Origin of the sequence: Aquabacterium sp. (genome assembly GCF_034003525.1) — a bacterium.
Classification (GTDB): domain Bacteria; phylum Pseudomonadota; class Gammaproteobacteria; order Burkholderiales; family Burkholderiaceae_C; genus Aquabacterium.
In genome coordinates, this window is the sequence record NZ_JAVEYN010000008.1 from 25552 (window position 1) to 48051 (window position 22500).

The window sequence follows — 22500 nt, forward strand, 5'->3', positions numbered from 1 at the left end:
CTCACCCGCGCGGGTGATGCTTGGCGTGCAACTGCCGCAAGCGCTCGCGCGCCACGTGGGTGTAGACCTGGGTGGTCGAGATGTCGGCGTGCCCCAGCAGCATCTGCACCACGCGCAGGTCGGCGCCATGGTTGAGCAAGTGCGTCGCAAAGGCGTGACGCAAAGTGTGCGGCGACAGGTGCTGGGTGATGCCAGCCTGCACGGCGTACTTCTTGATCAGCTTCCAGAACATCTGGCGCGTCATGGCATCGCCCCGCGCGGTGACAAACAGTGCGTCGCTCACCTGTCCACCCAGAATCTGCGCGCGGGCCTCGCGCAGGTAACGCTGCAACCAGTCCGAGGCCTCCACCCCGAAGGGCACCAGACGCTCCTTGCTGCCCTTGCCGGTGATGCGCAGCACGTTCTCGCTCAGCCCCACGTGCACCGACTTCAAGGTCACCAGCTCACTCACCCGCAGGCCACTGGCGTAGAGCAGTTCCAGCATGGCGCGGTCGCGCAGGCCGAGCGGCTCGTCGGTATCCGGCGCGGCCAGCAGGGCCTCCACCTGCGCCTCGGTCAGGGTGCCGGGCAGGCGCATGCGTTGACGCGGCGCATCCATGCGCACCGTCGGATCGACCTGGGACAGGCCCTCGCGCACGGCCCAACGAAAAAACCGCCGGAACACGCTCAGACGGCGCCCGGCCGACGAAGGCTGGGAGCCCGCATGGCGCGCCGCCGCATAACTGGCCAGATCCAACTCCGACGCGGCCACCAGGGTGCGCTCCTCGGACTGCTGACGCAACCAGTCCGCCAGCGCCTGCAGATCACGGCGATAGGCAGACAGGGTGTTCTGGCTCAGGCCATCTTCCAGCCACAGCGCGTCAATGAAGCGATCCAGATGCGGATCGGGTGATGACGGCGCGGTGCGCGCCGTCTGAGGTTCAGACCGGGGCACCGAGCAAGCCCTGTTTCATGCGCGGGTCGATGGCGTGCTCGCCCACGAAAATTTGCAGCACGGCCCGGTACAGGTCATCGCCCGCCACCGGCTTGCCGGCCACCTTGCCATTGCGAGACAGCACCAGGCCCTTGGCCGGCAGGTAGTCCATGTCCACCACATCACCGGGCATCAGCTCTCCGAGCCCGTCGAGCTGGGCCGCAAACTGGTCCAGGCGCTCGGCCAGACGAGCCTGAGCCTCGGGCGTTTCGTGGCGCTTCACGCGGCGCAGAAGCGACTTGGTGAGCTCGCTGCTGGGTGCCTGCAGCATGATCTTCAGACGCAAGCGGCGCGGGCCGGACTCGGCCAGCAAGGCCCCCGCATCCTGACTGGGCGTGGTGACATACAAGCCCGCCACAAACGCCTTCACCCAGGCCACGCCACGCAGACCCAGGCCATTGAGCTGCAGCTTCTGCTGCCCCAACACCACGGTGTCGTCAAAGTGCTGCCCTTCCAGCGTGGCGGCCCACGACGTGCCGCAGGCCGTCACGCCCACCACACCTGCGACACAGACCTGCAAGGCGGCGCGACGCCATCCTGTCCACGCCTGCCCGCTGAAGGGGTTGAACGACCAAACACTGCTGCACTGACTCATGGGAACTCCGTCTACGCCCGTCGGCCGGTCCGATTCGGGGCCCCGATGGTATCAATGCACGGCATTCCTTGTCCTGGCGCGGGTCGCATCCCACTGGCGCCTGGCCCCCGACTCAGAAACTCATCGAGTTGTAAGCGCGGCGCACCTCTTCAAAGGCCTGCTCCAGGCGAGCCGGGGTGCGCTCGGCCGGGTCGGTGCGGGCCTGCCACTCGGCAAAGGCCAAGGCCTGGCGGCGCTTGAGCTCGGTTTCGCGGGTAGACGCTTTGGACTGCCCCTCGTCTTCACTTTGCACCGGCATGACGGTGAGCACCTCGGCCTGCCAGGCGTCCAGGCGGGCAGTTCGGCTGGCGGTGTCGGGCTCGATCTCGGCGATCAGGGACGAGCCAATCAGCACCGCCTCCAGCAAGGTGAAGTCTCCGCGACCGACATGCTTGGGCAACTCATTCATCAGCGCCTGCGCCATGCGACGGCGGCGTGCAGCGTCTTCGGTCTGATCGAGGTTCTGCCACGACTCAAAGCTGCGCTGATAGCGGTTGAAGTTGACGATGCGTTCGGCCTCTGCGGGCGTCATGCCCACCTTGGCGAGCGCTGCCTGCAGCGCCGCCCAGTCATCGACGGAGACATCGCCGGGACGCCCATCGGCTTGCACCGCCGGCTGCAGCGTCTCGGTGGGTTCGGGGTTGCCTGTTGACGCCTGAGGCCAGCCCGGCAAGCCGGAATTGGACGACAGGACCACGCCCCCCTCGCCCGAGGTGGACGAGCCGGACGTCACCCAGTACGCCCCGGCCCCGATCACAGCGACCGCCACGGCGGCGGACAGAACCAGTTTGGAAGAGGATCGCTGATACAGAATCTTGGACATGGGCAGGCACGGCAACGGTCAGGGACAATGCGATCGATTCTGGCAGGAATGCCCCTCGACCACTCTCCCTGATCACCCCGAGTGCGGGTTTTACCCCTGCCTTATCATGGGGGGTCGGTCGCCCTGACCGCCCTGTTTTGCACCATGTCTTGCCTTTCCGAACTGCGCTGCCGGGCTATGCGCCCTGAGGACCTGCCTCAGGTACTGGCCTTGCAGCACCGCTGCTACCAGCCCGATTTCCACGAACCCCTGGACGCCTTCGAGAGCAAGCTGCACGCGGCCCCCGACACCTGCTGGGTCATCTCGGCCGAACCCGCCAACGTGCTGGCCTACCTGGTGAGCCTGCCCGTCGCCGACGAGAACTACCCGCTGTTGCATGCACCCCAGTGGGCGCCCGCTTTACAAGCCGACGAGCTGTACCTGCACGACATGGCCATCTCACCCGCCTTGCGCGGCCAGGGTGCCAGCCACCAGTTGCTGCAGCAGGCGATCGCCCAGGCTCAAGGCCTGCGCCTGCCACGTCTCAGCCTGATTGCAGTGCAGAACTCCGCCAGTTTCTGGATGCGCCAGGGCTTCAGCGCACGCCAACCCACATCGTCGCAGGTGGCTCACAAACTGGCTTCGTTCGGTGCGGATGCCATGCTGATGTCACACACACTTGCTCACAATCCGGGGCAGTTCTGACCCCTCGTTCACGCGCTTCTCTGGCGCACAGAGGCAGCGCCCAGGGAATACCCTGGCGTTTTCGGCCAGGTCGTCTCAAAACCTCATGGCACATTGAAAGTCCCTTGATGACTTGTTTGCCGAGACTGAATGAACCAGGAGTACACCCCAGTGATGCTGGAGAACCGGACCTACGATGAACTGCAGGTCGGAGACAGTGCCAGCCTCACCCGCACCCTCACCAAGGACGACATCGACGCCTTCGCCATTCTCAGCGGCGACGTCAACCCGGCTCACCTGGACGACGCGTACGCCAAGGAGACGCCCTTCCAGAAGGTGATCGCCCACGGCATGTGGGGCGGCACCCTGATCTCGACCGTTCTGGGCACCCAGTTGCCCGGCCCCGGCACCATCTATGTGGGCCAGAACATGCGCTTCATGCGCCCGGTCAGCCTGGGCGACACCATCACCGTGACCCTGACGGTGAAGGAGAAGAAGCCCAAGAACATGGTCGTACTGGAGTGCAGTTGCACCAACCAGCTTGGCAAGCCCGTGATCGTCGGTGAAGCCGAGATCATGGCGCCCACCGCCAAGGTGCGCCGCCCCCAGGCCCCGCTGCCGCGCATGCACCTGCATCGCCTGGAGCGCTATGAGCAGCTGATGAGCCTGGTGAAAGACAAGCCGGCGGTGCGCTGCGCCGTGGTGTTTCCGGAAGATGCCGCCACGCTCAAGGCCGCACTTCACGCGGCCCAGCAAGGCATGATCGTGCCGGTGCTGATTGGCTCGCGTGAGCGCATCAGCACCTTGGGTCAGCAACTGGAGCTCGACCTGATCGATTGCCTGTGGCGCGAGGCCGAATGCCCGGTGCAGGCCGCTTCCATCGCCGTCGAAATGGCCCGAGATGGCGAGGTCGCAGCCATCATGCAGGGCAGCATCCCCATCCACGTGCTGATGAAGCGGGTGTTGCGCCACGCCGGCGGGCTGCGCACCTCGCGCCGCGTGTCGCACGCTTACGTGGCCGACGTACCCAGCTACCCTCAGCCGCTGATCATCACCGATGCCGAAGTGAACGTGCGCCCCAATCTGGACGAAAGCCGCGACATCGTCCAGAACGCCATCGATCTGGCAAACCGGCTGAAGCTGCACGAGCCCCGTGTGGCCGTGGTGTCGGCCGCGGAAGACTTCAACAGCAACCTCGAGTCTTCGACGACCGCTGCGGTGCTCTGCAAGATGCACGAACGCGGTCACATCACCGGTGCCTTGCTGGATGGCCCCATGACCTTCGACGCCGCGGTGCACCCCGAGGTCGCCCGGGCGAAGTACCCCAACTCCCCGGTGGCGGGCCAAGCCAACATCCTGATGGTGCCCAACCTCGAAGCCGCCAACATGCTCGTCAAGCAACTGGCGCACTTTGCGCATGCCGACATCGCCGGCATCGTGCTGGGTGCCAAGGTGCCCGTCATCCTGACCAACCCCATCGACACGCCGCGCACCCGTCTGGCCTCTGCAGCCCTGGGGCGCCTGATGATCCGCTCCTGCAAGAAGAAGAGCTGACCCACTGCGGCGCCCTGGCCGGCCGCTGAGGTCTGGCAGGCATCCATGAGAAAAGCCGCCGGGCTTGCACCTCGGCGGCTTTCTTTATCTGAGTCTCGATGCCGGCACGGAGCCGGCAGCTCCATCAGTTCTTGGACTGGTCAACCAGCTTGTTCTTGGCGATCCAAGGCATCATGCCGCGCAGTTGTTCGCCGACCACTTCGATCGGGTGCACAGCGTTCAGGCGACGGCGAGCGGTCATGCTCGGGTAGTTCGTCTTGCCTTCCTGGATGAACATCTTGGCGTATTCGCCGGTCTGGATGCGCTTCAGAGCGTTGCGCATGGCTTCGCGCGACTTCTCGTTGATCACTTCGGTACCGGTCACGTACTCACCATACTCGGCGTTGTTCGAGATGGAGTAGTTCATGTTGGCGATGCCGCCTTCGTACATCAGGTCGACGATCAGCTTCAGTTCGTGCAGGCACTCGAAGTAGGCCATTTCCGGAGCGTAACCAGCTTCGGTCAAGGTTTCGAAGCCCATCTTCACCAGTTCAACCGCACCACCGCACAGAACGGCTTGCTCGCCGAACAGGTCGGTTTCGGTTTCTTCACGGAAGTTGGTTTCGATCACGCCACCCTTGGTGCCGCCGTTGGCTGCAGCGTAGGACAGAGCGATGTCCTTGGCCTTGCCGGACTTGTCCTGGTACACAGCGATCAGGGAAGGCACGCCGCCGCCCTTCAGGTACTCGGAACGCACGGTGTGGCCAGGGCCCTTGGGGGCGACCATGATCACGTCCAGGTCAGCGCGGGGCACGACCTGGTTGTAGTGCACGTTGAAGCCGTGAGCGAAAGCCAGGACAGCGCCTTGCTTGATGTTCGGGGCGACGTTGTTGTTGTACACCTCGGGGATGTTCTCGTCCGGCAGCAGGATCATGACGACGTCGGCGCCCTTGACGGCGTCATTGACTTCGGCAACCTTGATGCCAGCGGCTTCGACCTTGGACCACGAAGCACCACCCTTGCGCAGACCGACCGTGACGTTCACGCCAGAGTCGCGCAGGTTTTGGGCGTGGGCATGGCCTTGCGAGCCGTAGCCGATGATGGCGACGTTCTTGCCCTTGATCAGGCTCAGGTCGGCGTCCTTGTCGTAGTAAACCTTCATGTTTGTTGCTCCGTCGGTAGCTGTAGATGCCCGGGATGCCCGGGCAGGTTGTTCAAAGGAAAAGCGGGAATGTCAGACTGCGGGCAGTCAGACGCGCAGGATGCGCTCGCCGCGCCCGATCCCGCTGGTCCCGGTGCGCACGGTTTCGAGGATGGCAGCGCGGTCGATGGCTTCGATGAAGGCATCGAGCTTGGACGCGTCGCCGGTCAGTTCAATGGTGTAGGTCTTGTCCGTCACGTCGATGACGCGGCCGCGGAAGATGTCGGCCATGCGCTTCATCTCGTCACGCTCCTTGCCCACGGCCCGCACCTTGATGAGCATCAACTCACGCTCGGTGTACGGGCCTTCGGACAGGTCCACCACCTTCACGACTTCGATCAGGCGGTTGAGGTGCTTGGTGATCTGCTCGATGACGTCGTCAGAGCCGTGCGTGACGATGGTCATGCGCGACAGGGACGGGTCTTCGGTCGTGGCGACCGTCAAGCTCTCGATGTTGTAGCCACGGGCCGAAAACAGGCCCACCACGCGCGACAGGGCGCCGGCTTCGTTCTCGACCAAAAGGGCAATGATGTGTTTCATGGTGATCGTCCTTGCGGGCTCTTGAGTCACTGGGGCGGTAACCGCAGCGCCGTGGCCTCGTAGTGCGATGAATGCGTTGTCAGGGTGGTCCGGCGGGAGCTGTCAGACAGTTCAGCAGACACCGGCAAGTGTCTGCCTGCTGTACGCGTCACCCTCGCCGGGTCTCGCTCAATGTCGACGGCTCAGAGTTCCTCGGAGCCCAGCAGCATCTCGGAGATGCCCTTGCCGGCCTTGACCATCGGCCACACGTTCTCGGTGGGGTCGGTGCGAATGTCGAGGAACACGGTACGGTCCTTGAGCTTGATGGCTTCCTTCAGGGCGCCTTCAACGTCTTCCGGACGCTCGATCAGCAGACCGACGTGACCATAGGCCTCGGCCAGCTTGACGAAGTCAGGCAGCGCGTCCATGTAGCTGTGCGAGTAACGGCCGGAGTATTCCAGCTGCTGCCACTGACGCACCATGCCCAGGTAGCGGTTGTTCAGCGCAATGACCTTGACCGGCGTGTTGTACTGCTTGCAGGTCGAGAGCTCCTGGATGCACATCTGGATCGAGCCTTCGCCAGTGATGCAGAACACATCGGCGTCGGGCTTGGCCAGCTTGATGCCCATGGCGTAAGGCAGGCCCACACCCATGGTGCCCAGGCCGCCGGAGTTGATCCAGCGACGCGGCTCTTCAAACTTGCTGTACTGCGCGGCGAACATCTGATGCTGACCGACGTCCGACGTGATGTAGTAGTCGGTGCCCTTGGTCAGCTCGGTCAGTTTTTCGATCACGGCCTGCGGCTTGATGACCTCGGTCGAGGTCTTGAACTTGAGGCACTCGCGCTTCTTCCACTCGTTGATCTGGCTCCACCACGATTCGAGCGCCTTGGGCTCGGCACGCTGGGTGGACTCCTTGATCTGGGCGATCATCTCGATCAGCACGTCCTTGACGTCGCCGACGATGGGGATGTCGACCTTGACGCGCTTGGAGATCGACGAGGGGTCGATGTCGATGTGGATGATCTTGCGCTCGACCTGGGCGAAGTGCTTGGGGTTGCCGATCACGCGGTCGTCGAAACGGGCGCCGATGGCAATGACCACGTCAGCGTGCTGCATGGTCATGTTGGCTTCGTACGTGCCGTGCATGCCCAGCATGCCCAGGAAGGTCTTGTCGGAGGCGGGGATGGCACCCAGACCCATCAGGGTGCTGGTGCTGGGGTAGCCCAGCAGGTTCACCAGCTCGCGCAGCTCGTTGGCCGCCTCGCCCAGAATGACGCCACCACCGGTGTAGATGTAAGGACGCTTGGCCGTCAGCAGCAGTTGCACGGCCTTGCGGATCTGACCGCCGTGGCCCTTGCGCACCGGGTTGTACGAGCGCATTTCCACCGACTCAGGGTAGTGAAAGGCGGTGGTCTTGAGCGACACGTCCTTCGGGACGTCGACCACGACGGGGCCAGGACGGCCGCTGCGGGCGATGTGGAAGGCCTTCTTCATGGTCGCGGCCAGGTCGGCGACGTCCTTGACCAGGAAGTTGTGCTTGACGATCGGGCGTGTGATGCCGACGGTGTCGCACTCCTGGAAGGCATCCAGACCGATGGCGGCCGTGGGCACCTGACCGGTGATCACGACCATGGGGATCGAGTCCATGTAGGCCGTGGCGATGCCGGTGATCGCATTGGTGACGCCGGGACCCGAGGTCACGAGGGCCACGCCCACTTCGCCGGTGGCGCGGGCATAGCCGTCAGCAGCGTGAACGGCGGCCTGTTCGTGGCGCACCAGCACGTGCTCGATGGTGTCTTGTTTGTACAGCGCGTCGTAGATGTAGAGGACAGCACCGCCTGGGTAGCCCCAGATGTACTTGACGTTCTCGGCCTGCATGCAGCGGACCAGAATGTCGGAACCGTTGAGGATTTCGCCGCCGTGGGCGTGAGTCGTATCCATGATGAATGAAACCTTTCCGAATTTCTCTAACGAAAAACGATCGGTGCCCCTCTACACCACCACGGTCCGAGGACCATGGTCGCAGCACTGCGGCAACGGATTGCCAGCGTGCTCGCCCTCATGAGGCGGATTTGGAGCCTGCGCGGCCTGCCACTGGTACGGATTGAACACACCAGACTCAAGCCAGATCGAGATGACGCAAAGCTGACATTATCGCACCCTTCGCGCCCATTCCGACCACTGCCCATTGAACGATGCTGATGGAGGGCGTGGGGCATCGCCCCTGCAGCCGGCAGCATCGTTCAAACCGGGTGCCATAATCGCGCGCCAAACTGCTGTTCTCCCACGTGTCCTCACCGTGCCCGATTTGCCCCCCTCATCGACGGAAGACGCGCTCAACGACTTTCTGATCAGTGTTGAGCGACGCGCGTTCAAGCGCGCCGCCTATGCCGTGCGTGACGACGATGCGGCCCTGGACATCGTGCAGGACGCCATGATCCGTCTGTCGCAAAGCTACGCCGATCGACCGGAGTCGGAGTGGCCGATGCTGTTTCAGCGCATCCTCTCCAACGCCATCCTCGACTGGTTCCGCCGCCAGAAGACCCGCAACGCGGTGTTCACCAACATGGGGGACCTGGAGGACCGGCACAGCGACGAAGATGGCGACTTCGACCTGCTGGCCGTCTTCAAGATGGACGACGTCGGCACGGAAAGTGCTGACACCAGCGCCAGTCGGGCAGAAACCCTGACCCAGATCGAAGAAGAGATCAACAAGCTGCCGGCGCGTCAACGCGAAGCGTTTCTGTTGCGTTACTGGGAGGAACTGGATGTTGCAGAGACCGCCGAGGTCATGGGTTGCTCCCAAGGCAGCGTCAAGACCCATTGCTCTCGCGCCGTCCACGCTCTGGCCCAAAGTCTCCAATCACGCGGTATTTCATTGTGACCAACCCATCCACCTCCACGCTGCCGGCCGTGCAACGCGACGCCCTTGAGGCTCGCTTTGCCCAGCGCGTGCGGGCGCGCCTGGATGAAGGTGCGCAAGCCCTGCCCCACGACATCGGCGAACGCCTGCGTGTGGCCCGTGAACAAGCGATCGCCACGGCACGCGATGCGCGCGCCGCCGCTCTGGTCACCGAGGCTGCGCCCGTCACCGTCACGGTGACACAGGCGGGCATGAGTTTGGCTGGCGGGCCTGGCGCCAGCACCGGCCTGCCGCTGCCCACACACACCTGGCACGAGGCCGAAGCCGCCCGCGCAGCCCGACAAGCCCCCCAGAAGCCCGAGCCACCGATGGGTTGGGGCTGGCGCCTGGCCCTGTTGTTGCCGGTGGTCGCCTTGCTGCTGGGCCTGTGGGGCATTCAGCGCTATCAACGTCTGGAGCATGTGGAGGCCACCACAGCGGTGGACATGCAACTGCTGACTGACGAGTTGCCTCCAGACGCCTATGCCGATCCGGGCTTCGAGGCCTACCTGAACCAGGATGCCGACCCCGATCTGGAGCGTCTGGTTGACGCCCCGCCCGAGGTCGATGGCGACCTGAGCACCACGGAAACCGCCCCGACGGTGAGCGATCTGGAAAGGGCACAGCCGTGAGCATCTGGCGCCGTATATGCCTGCGGGGTGGTGTGGGTGACATGCTGTCGCTCGCGCGTGCCGGCCGTGGCCCGGCGCTGGTGCTGGGTTGCTGCCTGGCGATGCTGCTGGCCTCGCCCTCGGCGCAGGCCGAGCGTGGTCATGGGCGCGGTGGTGCACATGCGGCCACGGCCGCCGACGACACACTCGCGCAATGGCGCGAACTGACGCCCGCCCAACGCGAGGTGCTGGCACCGCTGGCGCGGCAGTGGGGCCAAATGGACGACACTGCACGCGAGAAGTGGCTGAATGTGGCCGATCGCTACAAGCGCCTCTCGCCCGCCGAGCAAGGCCGGGTGCGTGAGCGCATGGAGAAATGGTCCAACCTGCCGCCTCAGGCCCGGGGCGAAGCCCGGCTGCGCTTCCAGCAGTCGCGCCAGTTGTCGCCCGAAGAGCGGCAGCGCAAGTGGGAGGCCTACCAATCACTGCCCCCGGAGACGCGTGAAGCGCTGAGCCGCCGCGCCCAGCGCCAGGCCAAACCGGTGGAGCTGCCTCGTGACATGACCGGGCCCCGGGAAGCCCGTCAGGTGTATGCCACCCAGCAACGCCGTGATCCGGGCCAGTCGAATCGAAAGTCGAACGTGGTGCCCCGCACCCCGGACGGTGCCCGACCCGGGCCGATGGTGGTGGCCCCCGCCGTGATCAAGGCGGGACCGGGCGCCACCACGCGCCTGCTGACGCAGCCCCCCTCCCCTCCAGCGCATCAGCAGGCGGGGCTCCCCAAGATCAACAGCGCCGGCCCCTTCGTGGATCCGGTGACGCTGTTGCCCCGCAAGGGTGCCCAAGGCGCGGCGATCACGCCACCGCCTCCGCGCGGCGAGCCGAAGCGCTGAACCCAGGCCCCAAGCGCTGAGGCGCGGCGCCACAACACGGCGGTCAAGCTGCCCCGAAGACACGCGCGCTGCTGGTGTATGGTTCAGCCTGAGGGCGTTGTGCCCAAGCTGACTTCTGCATTTTTCCCCCAATGGCTTTACTCACCATTCCCGAACAGGGCGGCCTGAGCGTGCAGGCATGCGCCGAGCGCGCCCGTGGCACCGCCCCCACTTTGCGCCGTCGCCTGGCGGCATTCTTGTATGAAGGCGTGCTGCTGTTCGGGCTGGTGATGGTGGTCGCCCTGGTTTACAGCATCGCGGTCAATCAGCGCCATGGCCTGCAGGGTCGCCAGGGCATGATGGTCGTGCTCTTCCTGGCGCTGGCGGCGTACTTTGTCTGGCAATGGAGTCGTGGCGGCCAGACCTTGGCTCTGAGAACCTGGCAGTTGCGTCTGGTCACACCGCAGGGAGGCCCGCTGACGCCCCTGCGAGCGCTGGCGCGCTACCTCACCAGTTGGCTCTGGTTCCTCCCGCCCATGCTGCTGACGTGGCTGGCGGGCTGGCACGACAAGGGCACGATCTCGGCGGCGGTATTTGGATGGCTGGCCTTGTACGCCTGCTTGACCTGGGTGCTGCCCTCGCGCCAGTTTCTCCATGACGTGATCAGCGGCACCCGCGTGATCGACAACCGCAAACAGGTGGCCTGATGAGTTTGACCTTGTGTGTGTACTGCGGCTCGCGCGATGGGGACGACCCGGCGCACCTGGCAGCCGCGCGTGAAGTGGGGCGCCAGATTGGCGCGCGGGGCTGGCGTCTGGTGTACGGCGGTGGCAGCACGGGCCTGATGGGCGCGGTGGCCGATGCGGCGCTGGCGCATGGCGCCGAGGCCATCGGCATCATTCCCGAGCGCCTGGTGAAGAAGGAGCTGGGGCACCCCGGGCTGACCAGCCTGGAGATCGTGGACAGCATGCACGAGCGCAAGCACCGCATGGCCATGCATGCCGACGCCTTCATCGCCTTGCCCGGCGGCATCGGCACCATGGAAGAGATTTTCGAGGCCTGGACCTGGCGCCAGCTGGGCTACCACCGCAAGGCCCTGGGTCTGCTTAATGTGGCGGGCTACTACGACCACCTGCTGCGCTTTCTGGAGGTGAGCCAGCAAGGCGGCTTCCTGTGGCCCGATGTGCAGGAGTTGCTGCTGGTGGACGAGGACATTGACGCCCTGCTCGACCGGCTGGCCGATGAACATCGGCGCCTGAAAGTGCAAACGCCGCCCGACCAGCCTGACGTGGGGCCTGGCGGCATTTCGCCCGAGATCTGAAAAGGCTGACAACGTAAAAGGGGTGCCGCGGCACCCCTTGTCACATCTGCCCGTTTGAACCGGGCAGCGGTGCTGACGTGATCAGACGGCAGATTCGTCGGTTTCGCCGGTGCGGATGCGCACCACCTGCTCCACCGGTGTGACGAAGATCTTGCCGTCACCAATCTTGCCGGTCTTGGCGGCCTTGATGATGGCTTCGATGCAGCGCTCGACGTCGTCGCCCTTGACCACGACTTCGATCTTGACCTTGGGCAGGAAGTCGACCACGTACTCGGCGCCACGATAGAGCTCGGTGTGTCCCTTCTGGCGGCCAAAGCCCTTGACCTCGGTGACGGTCAGACCGGTGACCCCGACTTCAGCCAGGCCTTCGCGCACCTCTTCGAGCTTGAAGGGCTTGATGACGGCGGTAATCTGTTTCATGGACATGATGGGGTACTCCGGGTAGGTCAGCAAAAAATGGGACGATGGCCGACGCCATGTTGCAGCGCAATGCGGTTATTTAAGCACGGCTGTCACCGATCCGTCACCCACTGCGCACGCAAAACCACAGCGTCAGCGCACATCAGGCGCGGAAGCGGGACGTGATCGGGTAACGCCAGTCACGGCCAAAGGCGCGGTGGGTGATGCGGATGCCCACGGCCGCTTGGCGACGTTTGTACTCGTTGATCTTGAGCAAGCGGGTGACCTTGTCGACGTCGGCATGCTCGAACCCGGCGGCCACGATCTCCTCGATGGACTGGTCCTGCTCCATGTAGCGCTCCAGGATGGCGTCGAGCACGTCGTACTCGGGCAGGCTGTCCTGGTCGGTCTGGTCGGGGCGCAGTTCGGCCGAGGGCGGGCGGGTGATGATGCGCTCAGGAATGGGCTCGACCTGGCCGGCAGCGGCTGCCTGGGCATTGCGCCACCACGACAGGCGGTACACCAGGGTCTTGACCACGTCCTTGATGACGGCGAAACCGCCGGCCATGTCGCCATAGAGCGTGCAGTAGCCGGTGGCCATCTCGCTCTTGTTGCCGGTGGTCAACACCAGGGCGCCGGTCTTGTTAGACAGGGCCATCAGCAGGGTGCCGCGGATGCGGGCCTGGATGTTCTCTTCGGTGGTGTCTTCGGCGCGGCCCACAAACAGCGGAGCCAGGGAGGTTTTGAAGGCCTCAAACTCCGGGGCGATGGCGATTTCGTCATGGCGCACGCCCAGGCGGTCGGCCATGTCACGGGCGTCGATCCAGGAGATGTCGGCGGTGTAAGGCGACGGCATCATCACGGTGCGCACTTTGTCAGCGCCCAGGGCGTCCACGGCGATGGCGAGCACCAGCGCGGAGTCGATGCCGCCCGAGAGGCCGATGATGGCGCCCGGAAAACCATTCTTGCCGATGTAGTCGCGCACGCCGCAGACCAGGGCGGCCCAGATTTCGGCTTCTTCGGACAGGGGCGCGGCGACGGGGCCGCTGACGGCGCCGCCGGGCTGCAGGGTGACGGGCAGCGTGGCCACTGCGAAGCTGGGCGCGCGGGCACCGACCTCACCTTGGGCGTTGACGGCAAAGGATGCGCCGTCGAACACCACTTCGTCTTGGCCACCGACCATGTGGGCGTAGACCAGGGGCAGGCCCAGCTTGCGGGCAAACGCGCCCATGCGGGCTTCGCGCTCGGCGCGCTTGGCGACGTGGAAGGGCGAGGCGTTGAGGACCACCAGCGCTTGTGCGCCTTGGGCCAGCGCCGACTCGGCAGGCTCATCGAACCAGGCGTCTTCGCACACCAGCAAGGCCACGCGCCAGCCGAGCACATCGACCACGACAGGGCCCAGGCCGGCTTCGCGGCCGCTGATGAAGTAGCGGCGCTCGTCGAACACCTGATAGTTGGGCAGTTCGCGCTTGGCGTAGCTGGCGACGATCTGGCCGCCGCGGATCAGGCTGGCCGCGTTGAGACGACGGGGCACGGACCAGGAGCGGGTTCGGACGTCATCACCCAGGGCTTGCAGGGGGTGACCGAGGACGAGGTGCAGGTCGGGCAGGTCGGCCAAGCTGCGGGCGATGTGGGAGGTTGTGTCGTCACAGGCCTGCATGAAGGCCGGGCGCAGCAGCAGGTCTTCCGGGGGATAGCCGCACAGGGCCATTTCGGGCGTGACGACGAGGCGCGCGCCTTCGGCGTACGCTTGGCGGGCCGCGTCGATGATGGCGCGGGCGTTTCCCTGGAGGTCACCGACGACAGGGTTGAATTGCAGCAAGGCCACGGACAGCGCAGAGGCTGGGGCGGCCGGAGACGACACAGGATTCATGAGCAGCATTCAAACGGACAGCGCAGATGCGCAGGTGAGCATGGTAGCGGGCCTGAACGTGCATTGGCACACCGACCTGTCAGAGATCGACCCGGCGCAGTGGGATGCGTTGGCCGCTGGTGTGGATGGCGGCAGCCCGTTTTTGCACCTGGCGTTTTTGCGGGCCATGGTGGACAGTGGCAGCGCCTGCCCGGACACCGGCTGGCATCCCTTGTTTCTGACGGTGCAGGATGACGTTGGCCAGTTGCTGGCGGCCTGCCCCTTGTTTGTGAAGGAGCACTCCTACGGGGAGTATGTGTTTGACTGGGCGTGGGCCGATGCCCATGACCGGGCCTTGGCCTCACAAGGGGTGCACTACTTCCCCAAACTGCTGAGTGCGGTGCCGTTTTCGCCCATTCCAGGGCAGCGCTTGCTGGTGCAGACAAGTTTGCCAGCCGAAGCCCAAGATGAGCTGCGTCGGCAGTTGCTGGACGCCATGGAGGCGCGCTGCGTGGCGCAGGGCTGGTCGTCGGCCCACGCCTTGTTTGTGTCGGAGCGCGAGGCGGAATTGGCCGAGCAGGCCGGGTGGCTGCGGCGCCACGGCGTGCAGTTCCACTGGGAGAACCGGTCGGGCACCCCTTATGTCGATTTTGAGGACTTCCTGGCGAGCCTGCAGCGCGAGAAACGCAAGAAGATCCAGCAGGAGCGGCGCAAGGTGCGCGAGGCGGGCGTGAGCTTCGAGGTGCGCCAAGGCGGCGAGATCCGCCCGTCAGACAGGGACTTCTTTTACCGCTGCTATGCGCAAACGTATCTGGAGCGGGGGCAGCAGCCATATCTGAGCCGGGATTTCTGGGCGCGGGTGGCCGAGGCTTTGCCAGCCAACTGGGTGTTGTTCACGGCTCTGCGTGAGGGGGCGCCGATTGCGAGCGCGCTGCTGGCGGTGGACCCGGCGCGTCGCGTGGCCTATGGGCGCTACTGGGGCGCGGTGGCGCAGGTGCCGTGTCTGCACTTCGAGGCGTGCTACTACCAGCCGCTGGCCTGGTGCATTGCCCAGGGCTATCAGCGCTTTGAGGGTGGCGCCCAGGGCGAGCACAAGCTGGCGCGGGGGCTGTTGCCCGTGGCGACCCATTCGGTGCATTGGCTGGCCCACCCCGGTTTACGCGACGCCGTGGCGCGCTTTCTGGCCCGCGAGGCGCAAGGGGTGGACCAGTACCGGGAGCACCTGGACGCGCGCGCGCCCTTCAAATTTGAGTCGCGCGCCGGAGAAGAGCAGGAACTGCCATGAACGGGTGCGTGGGAAGCGAGGCGCCCACTTGAGATTGACAAGACTTTGACAAGTTCGACTCACAAAACAACAGCTGACCGCACGAGACGGGGTGATGCCAGCAGTTACCCCCGTGTTACAGGGGTGCGCCAATTTCGCGCATCAGAGTCACAAGAGGCTCGACCCTGGTATAAACGCTGACTTTTCTCCGCCTCCTCCCCGCTCGCATGGCCTCTACCGCTTCCCCCTCCACCGTCACCGCGTCAGGCACCTTTGTCACCCAGGCTGGCAAACCGCGTGTCGTCATCATTGGTTGCGGCTTTGGTGGACTGGAGGCCGCCAAGGCGTTGTCGGACGCCGACGTGGAAATCGTGGTCATCGACCGGACCAACCACCATTTGTTCCAGCCTCTGCTGTACCAAGTGGCCACGGCCGGCCTGCCGGCGCCCGCGATTGCCGGCCCGATCCGCCACATCCTGCGCAAGCAGATTGCCAAGGGCAACCTGACGGTGCTGATGGGCGAAGTGACCTCGATCGACACGGCATCAAGCTGCGTGGTGCTGGATGGCGGGGAGCACATCCACTTTGATCACCTGATTCTGGCCGCTGGCGCCACCCACAGCTACTTTGGGCGTGATGACTGGGCCAAGTACGCGCCCGGCCTCAAGACCCTGGGCGATGCGTTCAGCATCCGCCGCCGGGTGCTGACGGCTTTCGAGCAGGCCGAGCGCGAGACCGATCCGGTCAAGCGCGAGCCCTGGCTGACTTTTGCCGTGGTGGGCGCGGGCCCCACGGGCGTGGAAATGGCCGGCACGCTGGCCGAGATTGCTCAGCAGACCTTGAGTGCCGAGTTCCGCCGCATTGACTCGCGCATGGCACGCGTGATCTTGCTGGAGGGGGCGCCACGGGTGCTGGGCACCTTCACGGAAGACCTGTCGCAGCGCGCCAAGGAACAGTTGGAGATGCTGGGCGCCGAGGTGTTGCCGGGCGCCAAGGTGACCAACATCACCGCCTTCGGCATCCATTACGACGTGATGGAGAAGCAGGCGGACGGCAGCAGCCGCGCGGTGTCGCACTTCCTGCCCTCACGCACGGTGATCTGGGCAGCGGGCGTGGCCGCTTCGCCGCTGGGCAAGGCCTTGGCCAAGAGCACGGGCTGCGAACTGGACCGCGCAGGTCGCGTGGTCGTGCAGCCTGATCTGACCATTCCGGGCCACCCGAACATCTATGTGGTGGGTGATCTGGCCTCGGCCAAGAGCTATCTGGATCCGGACAACCCGACGCCCGTACCCGGCGTGAGCCCGGGTGCCAAGCAGATGGGGCGCAAGGCGGCGTTCAACATCATGCGCAAGCTCAAGGGGTTGGATGCCCAGGCCTTCCGCTATTTCGACTATGGTTCGATGGCGACGATTGGCAAGCGCGCGGCGGTGGCGATGCTCGACATCCCGTTCACCAAGAAGCAAATCCGCTTCAGCGGCTTTGCGGCCTGGCTGTTCTGGCTGTTCGTGCACGTGTACTTCCTGATCGGGTTCCGCAACCGCACCGTGGTGATGATGGATTGGGCCTGGGCCTACTTCACCTCGCAGCGCCATGCCCGCGTGTTCCCCGACCCGCATGCGCTGGAGCCCAACACCCGCATCGTGCGGGTGGACAAGCCCGACTAACAACGGATGCATGCCGCGCAGCCCCCACGGGTGAGCGGCTTTGGCTGCGTGCGAGGTGGGGTTGCTGGCGTGGCCTGCGAGATCGCTGTGCGGGTCGTGGCAACATCGGGTTTTATGCCTTGATGCCGCCTGACCGGTTGGCCTGTTCGCCGTGACTGACTCCTCTGCCGCCTCCCCTGCCTCCATCGCCCCTCGTCTGCAAGCCTTGCGCGCACGCATGGCGCAGCAGAACTGGCAGGCGGTGCTGGTGCCCAGCAGCGACCCGCATCTGTCGGAGTACCTGCCGGAAAGGTGGCAAGGCCGGGTGTGGCTGAGCGGCTTCACGGGTTCGTCGGGCACGCTGTTGGTGTCGGCTACGCAGGCTGCGGTGTTCACCGACAGCCGCTATTGGGAACAGGCCGAGGCAGAACTGGCTGGCAGCGGGGTGGCCCTGGTGAAGCTGGAAGGCGCGGCGACGCCCGCCTATGTGAGCTGGTTGAAGGCTTTGGGTGAGGCCGCCGGCACGAACGGTTCCGCGCAACCCACCCTGGCCGTGGACGGCGCGGTGATGGGCCTGGCGCAAACCCAGCAACTGCGCGACGCGCTGGGCGCCGCCGGCTGGCAGCTGTTCACCCAGGTGGATGTGCTGGATGGCATCTGGCCTGACCGCCCCGGACTGCCCACGGCACGGGTGTACGAACACGCCCTGCCCCATGCCGCCACGGCGCGCGCCGACAAGCTGGCCGGGGTGCGCGAACAGATGCGCGCCCAGGGCGCCACCCACCACTGGATTGCCACGCTGGATGACCTGGCCTGGTTGCTGAACCTGCGAGGCGCCGATGTGGAATACAACCCGGTGTTCCTGGGCCACGCCCTGGTGACGCTGGACGAGGTGAGCCTGTTCGTGGGCGAAGGCAAGGTGGATGCGGCCCTGGCCGCCAAGCTGGCGAAAGACGGCGTGATCGTCCGTCCCTATGCCGATGCACTGCCCACTTTGGCGGCCCTGCCTGCGGACAGCGTGATGTGGATGGACCCCAAGCGCGTGACCTGGGGGCTGCGTGAGGCGGTGCCCACGGGCGTGAAGGTGGTGGAGGCGACCAACCCGAGCACCTTGTCGAAGTCGCGCAAGACGGATGCGGAAGCCGTGTTCATCCGCGAAGCGATGGAGCGTGATGGCGCCGCCATGTGCGCGTTTTACGCCTGGCTGGAGCAGGCACTGGGCCGCGAGCATGTGAGCGAGTTGACGATTGACGAGCGCATGACGGCCGAGCGGGCGAAGCAGCCGGGCTATGTGTCGCTGAGCTTCCCGACCATTGCGGGCTTCAATGCGAACGGCGCCCTGCCCCATTACCGGGCCACGCCCGAGGCCTATGCGGTGTTGAGCACGCAGGCCGGGTTGACGGCCGAGGGGCTGTTGTTGATCGACTCCGGTGCGCAGTACCTGGGCGGCACGACGGACATCACCCGGGTGTGGGCGATTGGCATGCCGACGGCGGCGCAAAAGCGCGACTACACGCTGGTGCTCAAGGGTACGCTGGGCCTGTCGCGGATGCGTTTTCCGCAGGGTACCTTGGCGCCGATGCTGGATGCTGTGGCGCGCGCGCCACTGTGGGCCGAAGGGCTGGACTTTGGCCACGGCACCGGCCACGGCGTGGGTTACTTTTTGAACGTGCACGAAGGCCCGCAGTCGATCTCCAAAGCGGTGCCGGTGCCGGACATGGCGATGCTGCCGGGCATGATCACCTCCATCGAGCCGGGGCTGTATCGACCCGGGCAATGGGGTATCCGCATCGAAAACCTGGTGCTGAATGTGCCGGTGACGCCTGCCGTGCCGGATGCCGAGCCGGGCACGCCGGAATATGGCCGCTATCTGGCATTCGAGACGCTGAGCCTGTGCCCGATCGACACGCGCTGCATCGACCGCAGTCTGCTGCGCGACGACGAGGTGCAGTGGCTGAATGATTACCACGCTGAGGTGCGCCGCCGCCTGAGCCCGCTGGTGAGTGGTGACGCGCTGGCCTGGCTGCAACGGCGCACCGAGCCGCTGTGATCGCCCACCGCCCTCGTTCATCTGACCGATAGGCCAAAGGACGGTGTCTCGCTAGACTGCGGACAGAACCGCATTTCTCCTGGACACCATGAACATTTCGCATTTCAACGACCTGCTGGAAGCCGCCCGTCAGCAACCCGATGCCCAGCGCCTGCTGCTGGTGTTTGCGGGCGCCGGTCTGCCCGACGACGCCACGCCTGAACAGCAGGCCGCCTTTGAAGCCGGACACGGGGGTGAGCTGACGCCCTTGATGTGCGTGGACAAGACGCCGGACGAGATCGGCAGCTTCGACAAGCTGGTGAGCGAGGCCGAACAGTTCGGCCATGACTGGGCCGTGGTGTTCGTGGCGGGCATGTCGGGCATCGGTCCGCGTGCGCCGTCGAGCGAGGATGCCCAGCAGCACCTGCAAGGCATGGTCGATGCGATCAAGGTGGGTCAGATCGACAACTTCATCCCGTTCAACCTGGATGGCGACGCCATCCGATTGAACTGAGGCAACGCCTCACTCGGTTGCCAGCCATTGCGCGACCGGGATCGGCTCGGACTTGGGCGCCGGGTCGGGCGACCATCCACCACCCAGCGCCTTGTAGAGCAGCACCGTGTGGGTGTTGAGCTCGATCTCGGCCAGCAGGGCTTCATCTTCGCGTTTGAGCGCGTCGGCCTGGGCTTCCAGCGCGGCCTGCAGCAAGGCCTGTCCGGCGCCGAAGTGCGCCATGCGCTCGCGTGCGAACTGGTGCGCCAGGTCGGCGGTCTGCGTCAGGTAGGCCACGCGTGACGTGAAGGCGCGGTGGGCGGTGTAGGCGTTTTCGACGTCTTCCAGCGCGCCCAGCACGGTCTTTTCATATTCGAGGGCGACGCCTTCGAGCTGGGCCTCATTGGCCGCGATGTTGGCGCGGATGCGGCCCGCGGTGAAGATGGGCAGGCGCAGGCCGACGCCGAGGGATTGGGTGCCGAAGTTGTAGCCCTCGATGTCGTCCGGATGGGCGCGACCCGCCGAGGCGCCCAGGCCGATGTAGAACTTGGGGAAGAGCTCGGCGCGCGCCGAGCCCACCTTGGCCACCTGCGAGCGCACCTTGCGCTCGACGCCGCGCACATCGGGGCGGCGCGCCAGCACATCACCGGGCAAGACCTTGGGCAAGCTGGGCGGTCGTTGGGCGCCGGGGGGCAGCGGTGGCAGTTCGGTCAGACTTTGCGGCGGCTGGCCCATGAGCACGGCGATGCGGCGCAGGTGGCTGGCGAGCAGTGCCTTCAGCGGTTCGACCTTGGATTGGGCGTCGCGCAGGTGCATCTCGGCGCGGGCGACGTCGGCAGCCTCGGTTTGGCCAGACTGGAAGCGCCCGCGGGCGTACTTGACGCCGCGCTCGGCGACGTAGATGGCGCGGTCGACCAGACGCAGGCGCTTTTCCACGCCGCGCGCCTCGAAGTAGCGGGTGGCGATGTCGGCGGCGACCATGAGCTGGGCGCCGTGTTGCTGCTCGTGTGCGCCCAGGATGAGCTGGTGGACCATTTCGGCATCGGCGTGGCGGGCGCCGAAGATGTCCACCTCCCAGGTGGCGGCCAGCCCGACCGCGTGGGTGTTGCCCTGGGGCATGCTGACGTTCTGCGGCAAGGACGGAGTGACATTGCCTGGCAGTGGGATGGGGATGTTGCCCGGCCAGCCCGGGATGCTTGTATTGCCAAACTGGGTGGGCATGGCCCCGCTCTCGCGCGAGCGCCCTGCCCCGGCCGCCAGCTCCACCGTGGGGTAGTAGGCCGACTCGGCCATGCCGTGGAAGGCCCGCGCCTCCTTGATGCGGGCCAACGCGATGCGCACATCCACGTTCTGGCGCAGGCCTTCTTCGATGTAGCCGCTCAAGACCGGGTCATCGAGTTGCTTCCACCACTGGGCGACGTCGGCACTGGCCTGGGCCGTGGCCGGGTCCACGGAGTCGAATTGTCCCGGCACCTGCACCGCCAGTGGCGGCATGTCCACCTCCACGGTGGTGCAGGCCGAGGCTAGCAAGGTCGCGGTGGCGGCCACCAGCAGGCGCAGGGCCGTGGGACGGGAGGTGGGGCGGTTCACCAGGCGGCGATTGGCGCGCATGTGTCACTCCGATCAATCAAGAGAGAGGGTCAGCCCTGACGGGCGAGCATGGAGCGAAAGCGCATCAGCGCCAGCGCCAGGAAAGCGATGCCGATGCCACCCACGGCCAGCATCTGGGGCCAGACGATGTCCACCCCAGCAGCCCGGTACAAGATGCCCTGGGTGAGCTGGACGTAGTGGGTGGAGGGCGAGAGCTGCATCAGGTGCTGCAACCACATCGGCATGTTCTCGAAGGGCGTGGCCGAGCCCGAGAGCATGTACATGACCACGAAGACGGGCACGGCCAGCAAGCCGAACTGCGGCATGGACGCCGCCACCGTGGCCAGCAAGATGCCGAGCGCGGTCAGCGAGAACAGGTAGAGCCCGGTGCCCAGCAGGAACAGGCCCACCGAGCCTTCGATGGGCACACCCAGCACGCCTTCGATGATGGCGAGCACCGAGACTGCCACGGCCAGCAGGATCACCAGGCCGTTGGCAGCGATCTTGGCCACGGCGATTTCGCTGGGGCGCACCGGCATGACCAGCAGGTGTTCGATGGTGCCGCGCTCGCGCTCGCGGATGACCGCTGCGCCCACGAGCACCACCGACAGCACGGTCACGTTGTTGATGAGTTGCATGACCGAGGTGAACCAGCTGGTGGTGGTGTTGGGGTTGTAGAGCACGTGCACGACCTGCCGGGTGGGCAGACGCTTGTCCAGACTGTCGACCTTGAACTCGCTGAGGGTTTGGCGCAGCACGATTTCGGTGATGTAGGCGATGCCGAGCTGGGCCTGGGCCATGGCGGTGGCGTCCACGGTGAGTTGCACGGTGGTGGGGCGCTGGCCGTGGATGTCGGCCTCGAACTGCCGTGGGATGTCGAGTATGAAGAGGTAGCGGCCCTCGTCCATGGCGGCTTGTGCGGTGGTGGGCGTGAGGTCCACCGGCGTCTGGAACATGGGGGGCTGCAAGGCCGCGCGGATGCGCTGAGACAGGCCGGACTGGTCGTGGTCGATGATGCCGATGGTGACGTGGGTGACGTCGGCCTTGGCGCCCACGGCGACCACGTAGACGGCGACCGTGAAGGAGATGAGGATGGCGCCCATCATGGTGCGGTCGCGCAGCACGCAGCGCAGCTCTTTGAGACTGAGGTGGAAGACGTTGAGGAACCAGATCATG

21 protein-coding genes are annotated in these 22500 nt (G+C 65.5%); 11 read left to right on the forward strand and 10 right to left on the reverse strand.

The features are described from left to right. Position 1: 1 nt before the first annotated feature. The 3 genes from xerD to RBT42_RS06625 all read right to left on the reverse strand — a co-directional run bounded on the left by xerD (position 2) and on the right by RBT42_RS06625 (position 2430). Positions 2–934: a site-specific tyrosine recombinase XerD gene (xerD, locus tag RBT42_RS06615; RefSeq protein WP_320363349.1), complete on the reverse strand. Its 933-nt coding sequence runs from the start codon at positions 932–934 to the stop codon at positions 2–4. Beyond that, a complete protein-coding gene (locus RBT42_RS06620; RefSeq protein ID WP_320363351.1) occupies positions 921–1568 on the reverse strand; it encodes a chalcone isomerase family protein in 648 nt (215 codons plus the stop codon). Before RBT42_RS06620 ends, xerD begins: the two co-directional genes overlap by 14 nt. A 112-nt stretch (positions 1569–1680) precedes the next feature. Continuing rightward, positions 1681–2430, reverse strand: a complete 750-nt coding sequence (locus tag RBT42_RS06625; RefSeq protein ID WP_320363353.1) for a hypothetical protein — start codon at positions 2428–2430, stop codon at positions 1681–1683. A gap of 144 nt (positions 2431–2574) precedes the next feature. Here RBT42_RS06625 and RBT42_RS06630 point away from each other — a divergent pair, with 144 nt between their 5' ends. Continuing rightward, the gene (locus RBT42_RS06630) at positions 2575–3114 is read left to right on the forward strand and encodes a GNAT family N-acetyltransferase (RefSeq protein WP_320363355.1); all 540 of its coding nucleotides are present in this window, start codon (positions 2575–2577) and stop codon (positions 3112–3114) included. A gap of 129 nt (positions 3115–3243) precedes the next feature. Beyond that, positions 3244–4647 carry a bifunctional enoyl-CoA hydratase/phosphate acetyltransferase gene (locus RBT42_RS06635; RefSeq protein ID WP_320363357.1) on the forward strand — a complete coding sequence of 468 codons (1404 nt, stop codon included), beginning with the start codon at positions 3244–3246 and terminating at the stop codon, positions 4645–4647. Between the two features lie 124 nt (positions 4648–4771). Here the strand turns inward: RBT42_RS06635 and ilvC are convergent, their stop codons facing one another. From ilvC to RBT42_RS06650, 3 genes are all read right to left on the reverse strand, one after another. After that, a complete protein-coding gene (gene ilvC / locus RBT42_RS06640) occupies positions 4772–5788 on the reverse strand; it encodes a ketol-acid reductoisomerase (protein WP_320363359.1) in 1017 nt (338 codons plus the stop codon). A gap of 87 nt (positions 5789–5875) precedes the next feature. Beyond that, the gene (gene ilvN, locus RBT42_RS06645) at positions 5876–6367 is read right to left on the reverse strand and encodes an acetolactate synthase small subunit (RefSeq protein ID WP_306563955.1); all 492 of its coding nucleotides are present in this window, start codon (positions 6365–6367) and stop codon (positions 5876–5878) included. 182 nt (positions 6368–6549) lie between these two features. Then, positions 6550–8289 (reverse strand): acetolactate synthase 3 catalytic subunit, encoded by a 1740-nt coding sequence (locus RBT42_RS06650; protein WP_320363364.1) that lies wholly within the window; start codon positions 8287–8289, stop codon positions 6550–6552. A gap of 358 nt (positions 8290–8647) precedes the next feature. On the opposite strand from RBT42_RS06650, the gene RBT42_RS06655 reads away from it, so the two are divergent. From RBT42_RS06655 to RBT42_RS06675, 5 genes are all read left to right on the forward strand, one after another. Beyond that, positions 8648–9232: an RNA polymerase sigma factor gene (locus RBT42_RS06655; protein ID WP_320363366.1), complete on the forward strand. Its 585-nt coding sequence runs from the start codon at positions 8648–8650 to the stop codon at positions 9230–9232. After that, complete coding sequence (locus tag RBT42_RS06660) at positions 9229–9882, forward strand: DUF3619 family protein (protein WP_320363368.1); 654 nt, start codon at positions 9229–9231, stop codon at positions 9880–9882. The genes RBT42_RS06655 and RBT42_RS06660 overlap by 4 nt, the downstream gene beginning before the upstream one ends. Then, the gene (locus tag RBT42_RS06665) at positions 9879–10754 is read left to right on the forward strand and encodes a DUF3106 domain-containing protein (RefSeq protein WP_320363370.1); all 876 of its coding nucleotides are present in this window, start codon (positions 9879–9881) and stop codon (positions 10752–10754) included. Before RBT42_RS06660 ends, RBT42_RS06665 begins: the two co-directional genes overlap by 4 nt. Positions 10755–10885: 131 nt before the next feature. Continuing rightward, complete coding sequence (locus RBT42_RS06670; protein WP_320363372.1) at positions 10886–11440, forward strand: RDD family protein; 555 nt, start codon at positions 10886–10888, stop codon at positions 11438–11440. Continuing rightward, positions 11440–12054 carry a TIGR00730 family Rossman fold protein gene (locus tag RBT42_RS06675; RefSeq protein WP_320363374.1) on the forward strand — a complete coding sequence of 205 codons (615 nt, stop codon included), beginning with the start codon at positions 11440–11442 and terminating at the stop codon, positions 12052–12054. Before RBT42_RS06670 ends, RBT42_RS06675 begins: the two co-directional genes overlap by 1 nt. Before the next feature lie 81 nt (positions 12055–12135). On the opposite strand, the gene RBT42_RS06680 is transcribed toward RBT42_RS06675, so the two are convergent. Beyond that, positions 12136–12474: a P-II family nitrogen regulator gene (locus RBT42_RS06680; RefSeq protein ID WP_300155166.1), complete on the reverse strand. Its 339-nt coding sequence runs from the start codon at positions 12472–12474 to the stop codon at positions 12136–12138. Between the two features lie 142 nt (positions 12475–12616). After that, positions 12617–14326, reverse strand: a complete 1710-nt coding sequence (locus tag RBT42_RS06685) for an NAD+ synthase (RefSeq protein ID WP_320363385.1) — start codon at positions 14324–14326, stop codon at positions 12617–12619. On the opposite strand from RBT42_RS06685, the gene RBT42_RS06690 reads away from it, so the two are divergent. From RBT42_RS06690 to RBT42_RS06705, 4 genes are all read left to right on the forward strand, one after another. Next, a complete protein-coding gene (locus RBT42_RS06690; RefSeq protein WP_320363388.1) occupies positions 14325–15590 on the forward strand; it encodes a GNAT family N-acetyltransferase in 1266 nt (421 codons plus the stop codon). The genes RBT42_RS06685 and RBT42_RS06690 overlap by 2 nt on opposite strands. 206 nt (positions 15591–15796) lie before the next feature. Further along, the gene (locus tag RBT42_RS06695; protein ID WP_320363390.1) at positions 15797–17233 is read left to right on the forward strand and encodes an NAD(P)/FAD-dependent oxidoreductase; all 1437 of its coding nucleotides are present in this window, start codon (positions 15797–15799) and stop codon (positions 17231–17233) included. Positions 17234–17384: 151 nt separating this feature from the next. Continuing rightward, a complete protein-coding gene (locus tag RBT42_RS06700; protein WP_320363392.1) occupies positions 17385–19262 on the forward strand; it encodes an aminopeptidase P family protein in 1878 nt (625 codons plus the stop codon). 88 nt (positions 19263–19350) lie between these two features. After that, entirely contained in the window at positions 19351–19755 is a 405-nt protein-coding gene (locus tag RBT42_RS06705; protein ID WP_320363394.1) for a ribonucleotide reductase subunit alpha, read from the forward strand. 9 nt (positions 19756–19764) lie between these two features. Here the strand turns inward: RBT42_RS06705 and RBT42_RS06710 are convergent, their stop codons facing one another. Both RBT42_RS06710 and RBT42_RS06715 read right to left on the reverse strand, forming a co-directional pair. Further along, positions 19765–21345, reverse strand: coding sequence for a TolC family protein (locus RBT42_RS06710; RefSeq protein ID WP_320363396.1), 1581 nt, complete (start codon positions 21343–21345; stop codon positions 19765–19767). A 29-nt stretch (positions 21346–21374) separates the two neighbouring features. Further along, complete coding sequence (locus RBT42_RS06715) at positions 21375–22499, reverse strand: ABC transporter permease (protein ID WP_320363398.1); 1125 nt, start codon at positions 22497–22499, stop codon at positions 21375–21377. Between the last annotated feature and the right edge of the window lies 1 nt (position 22500).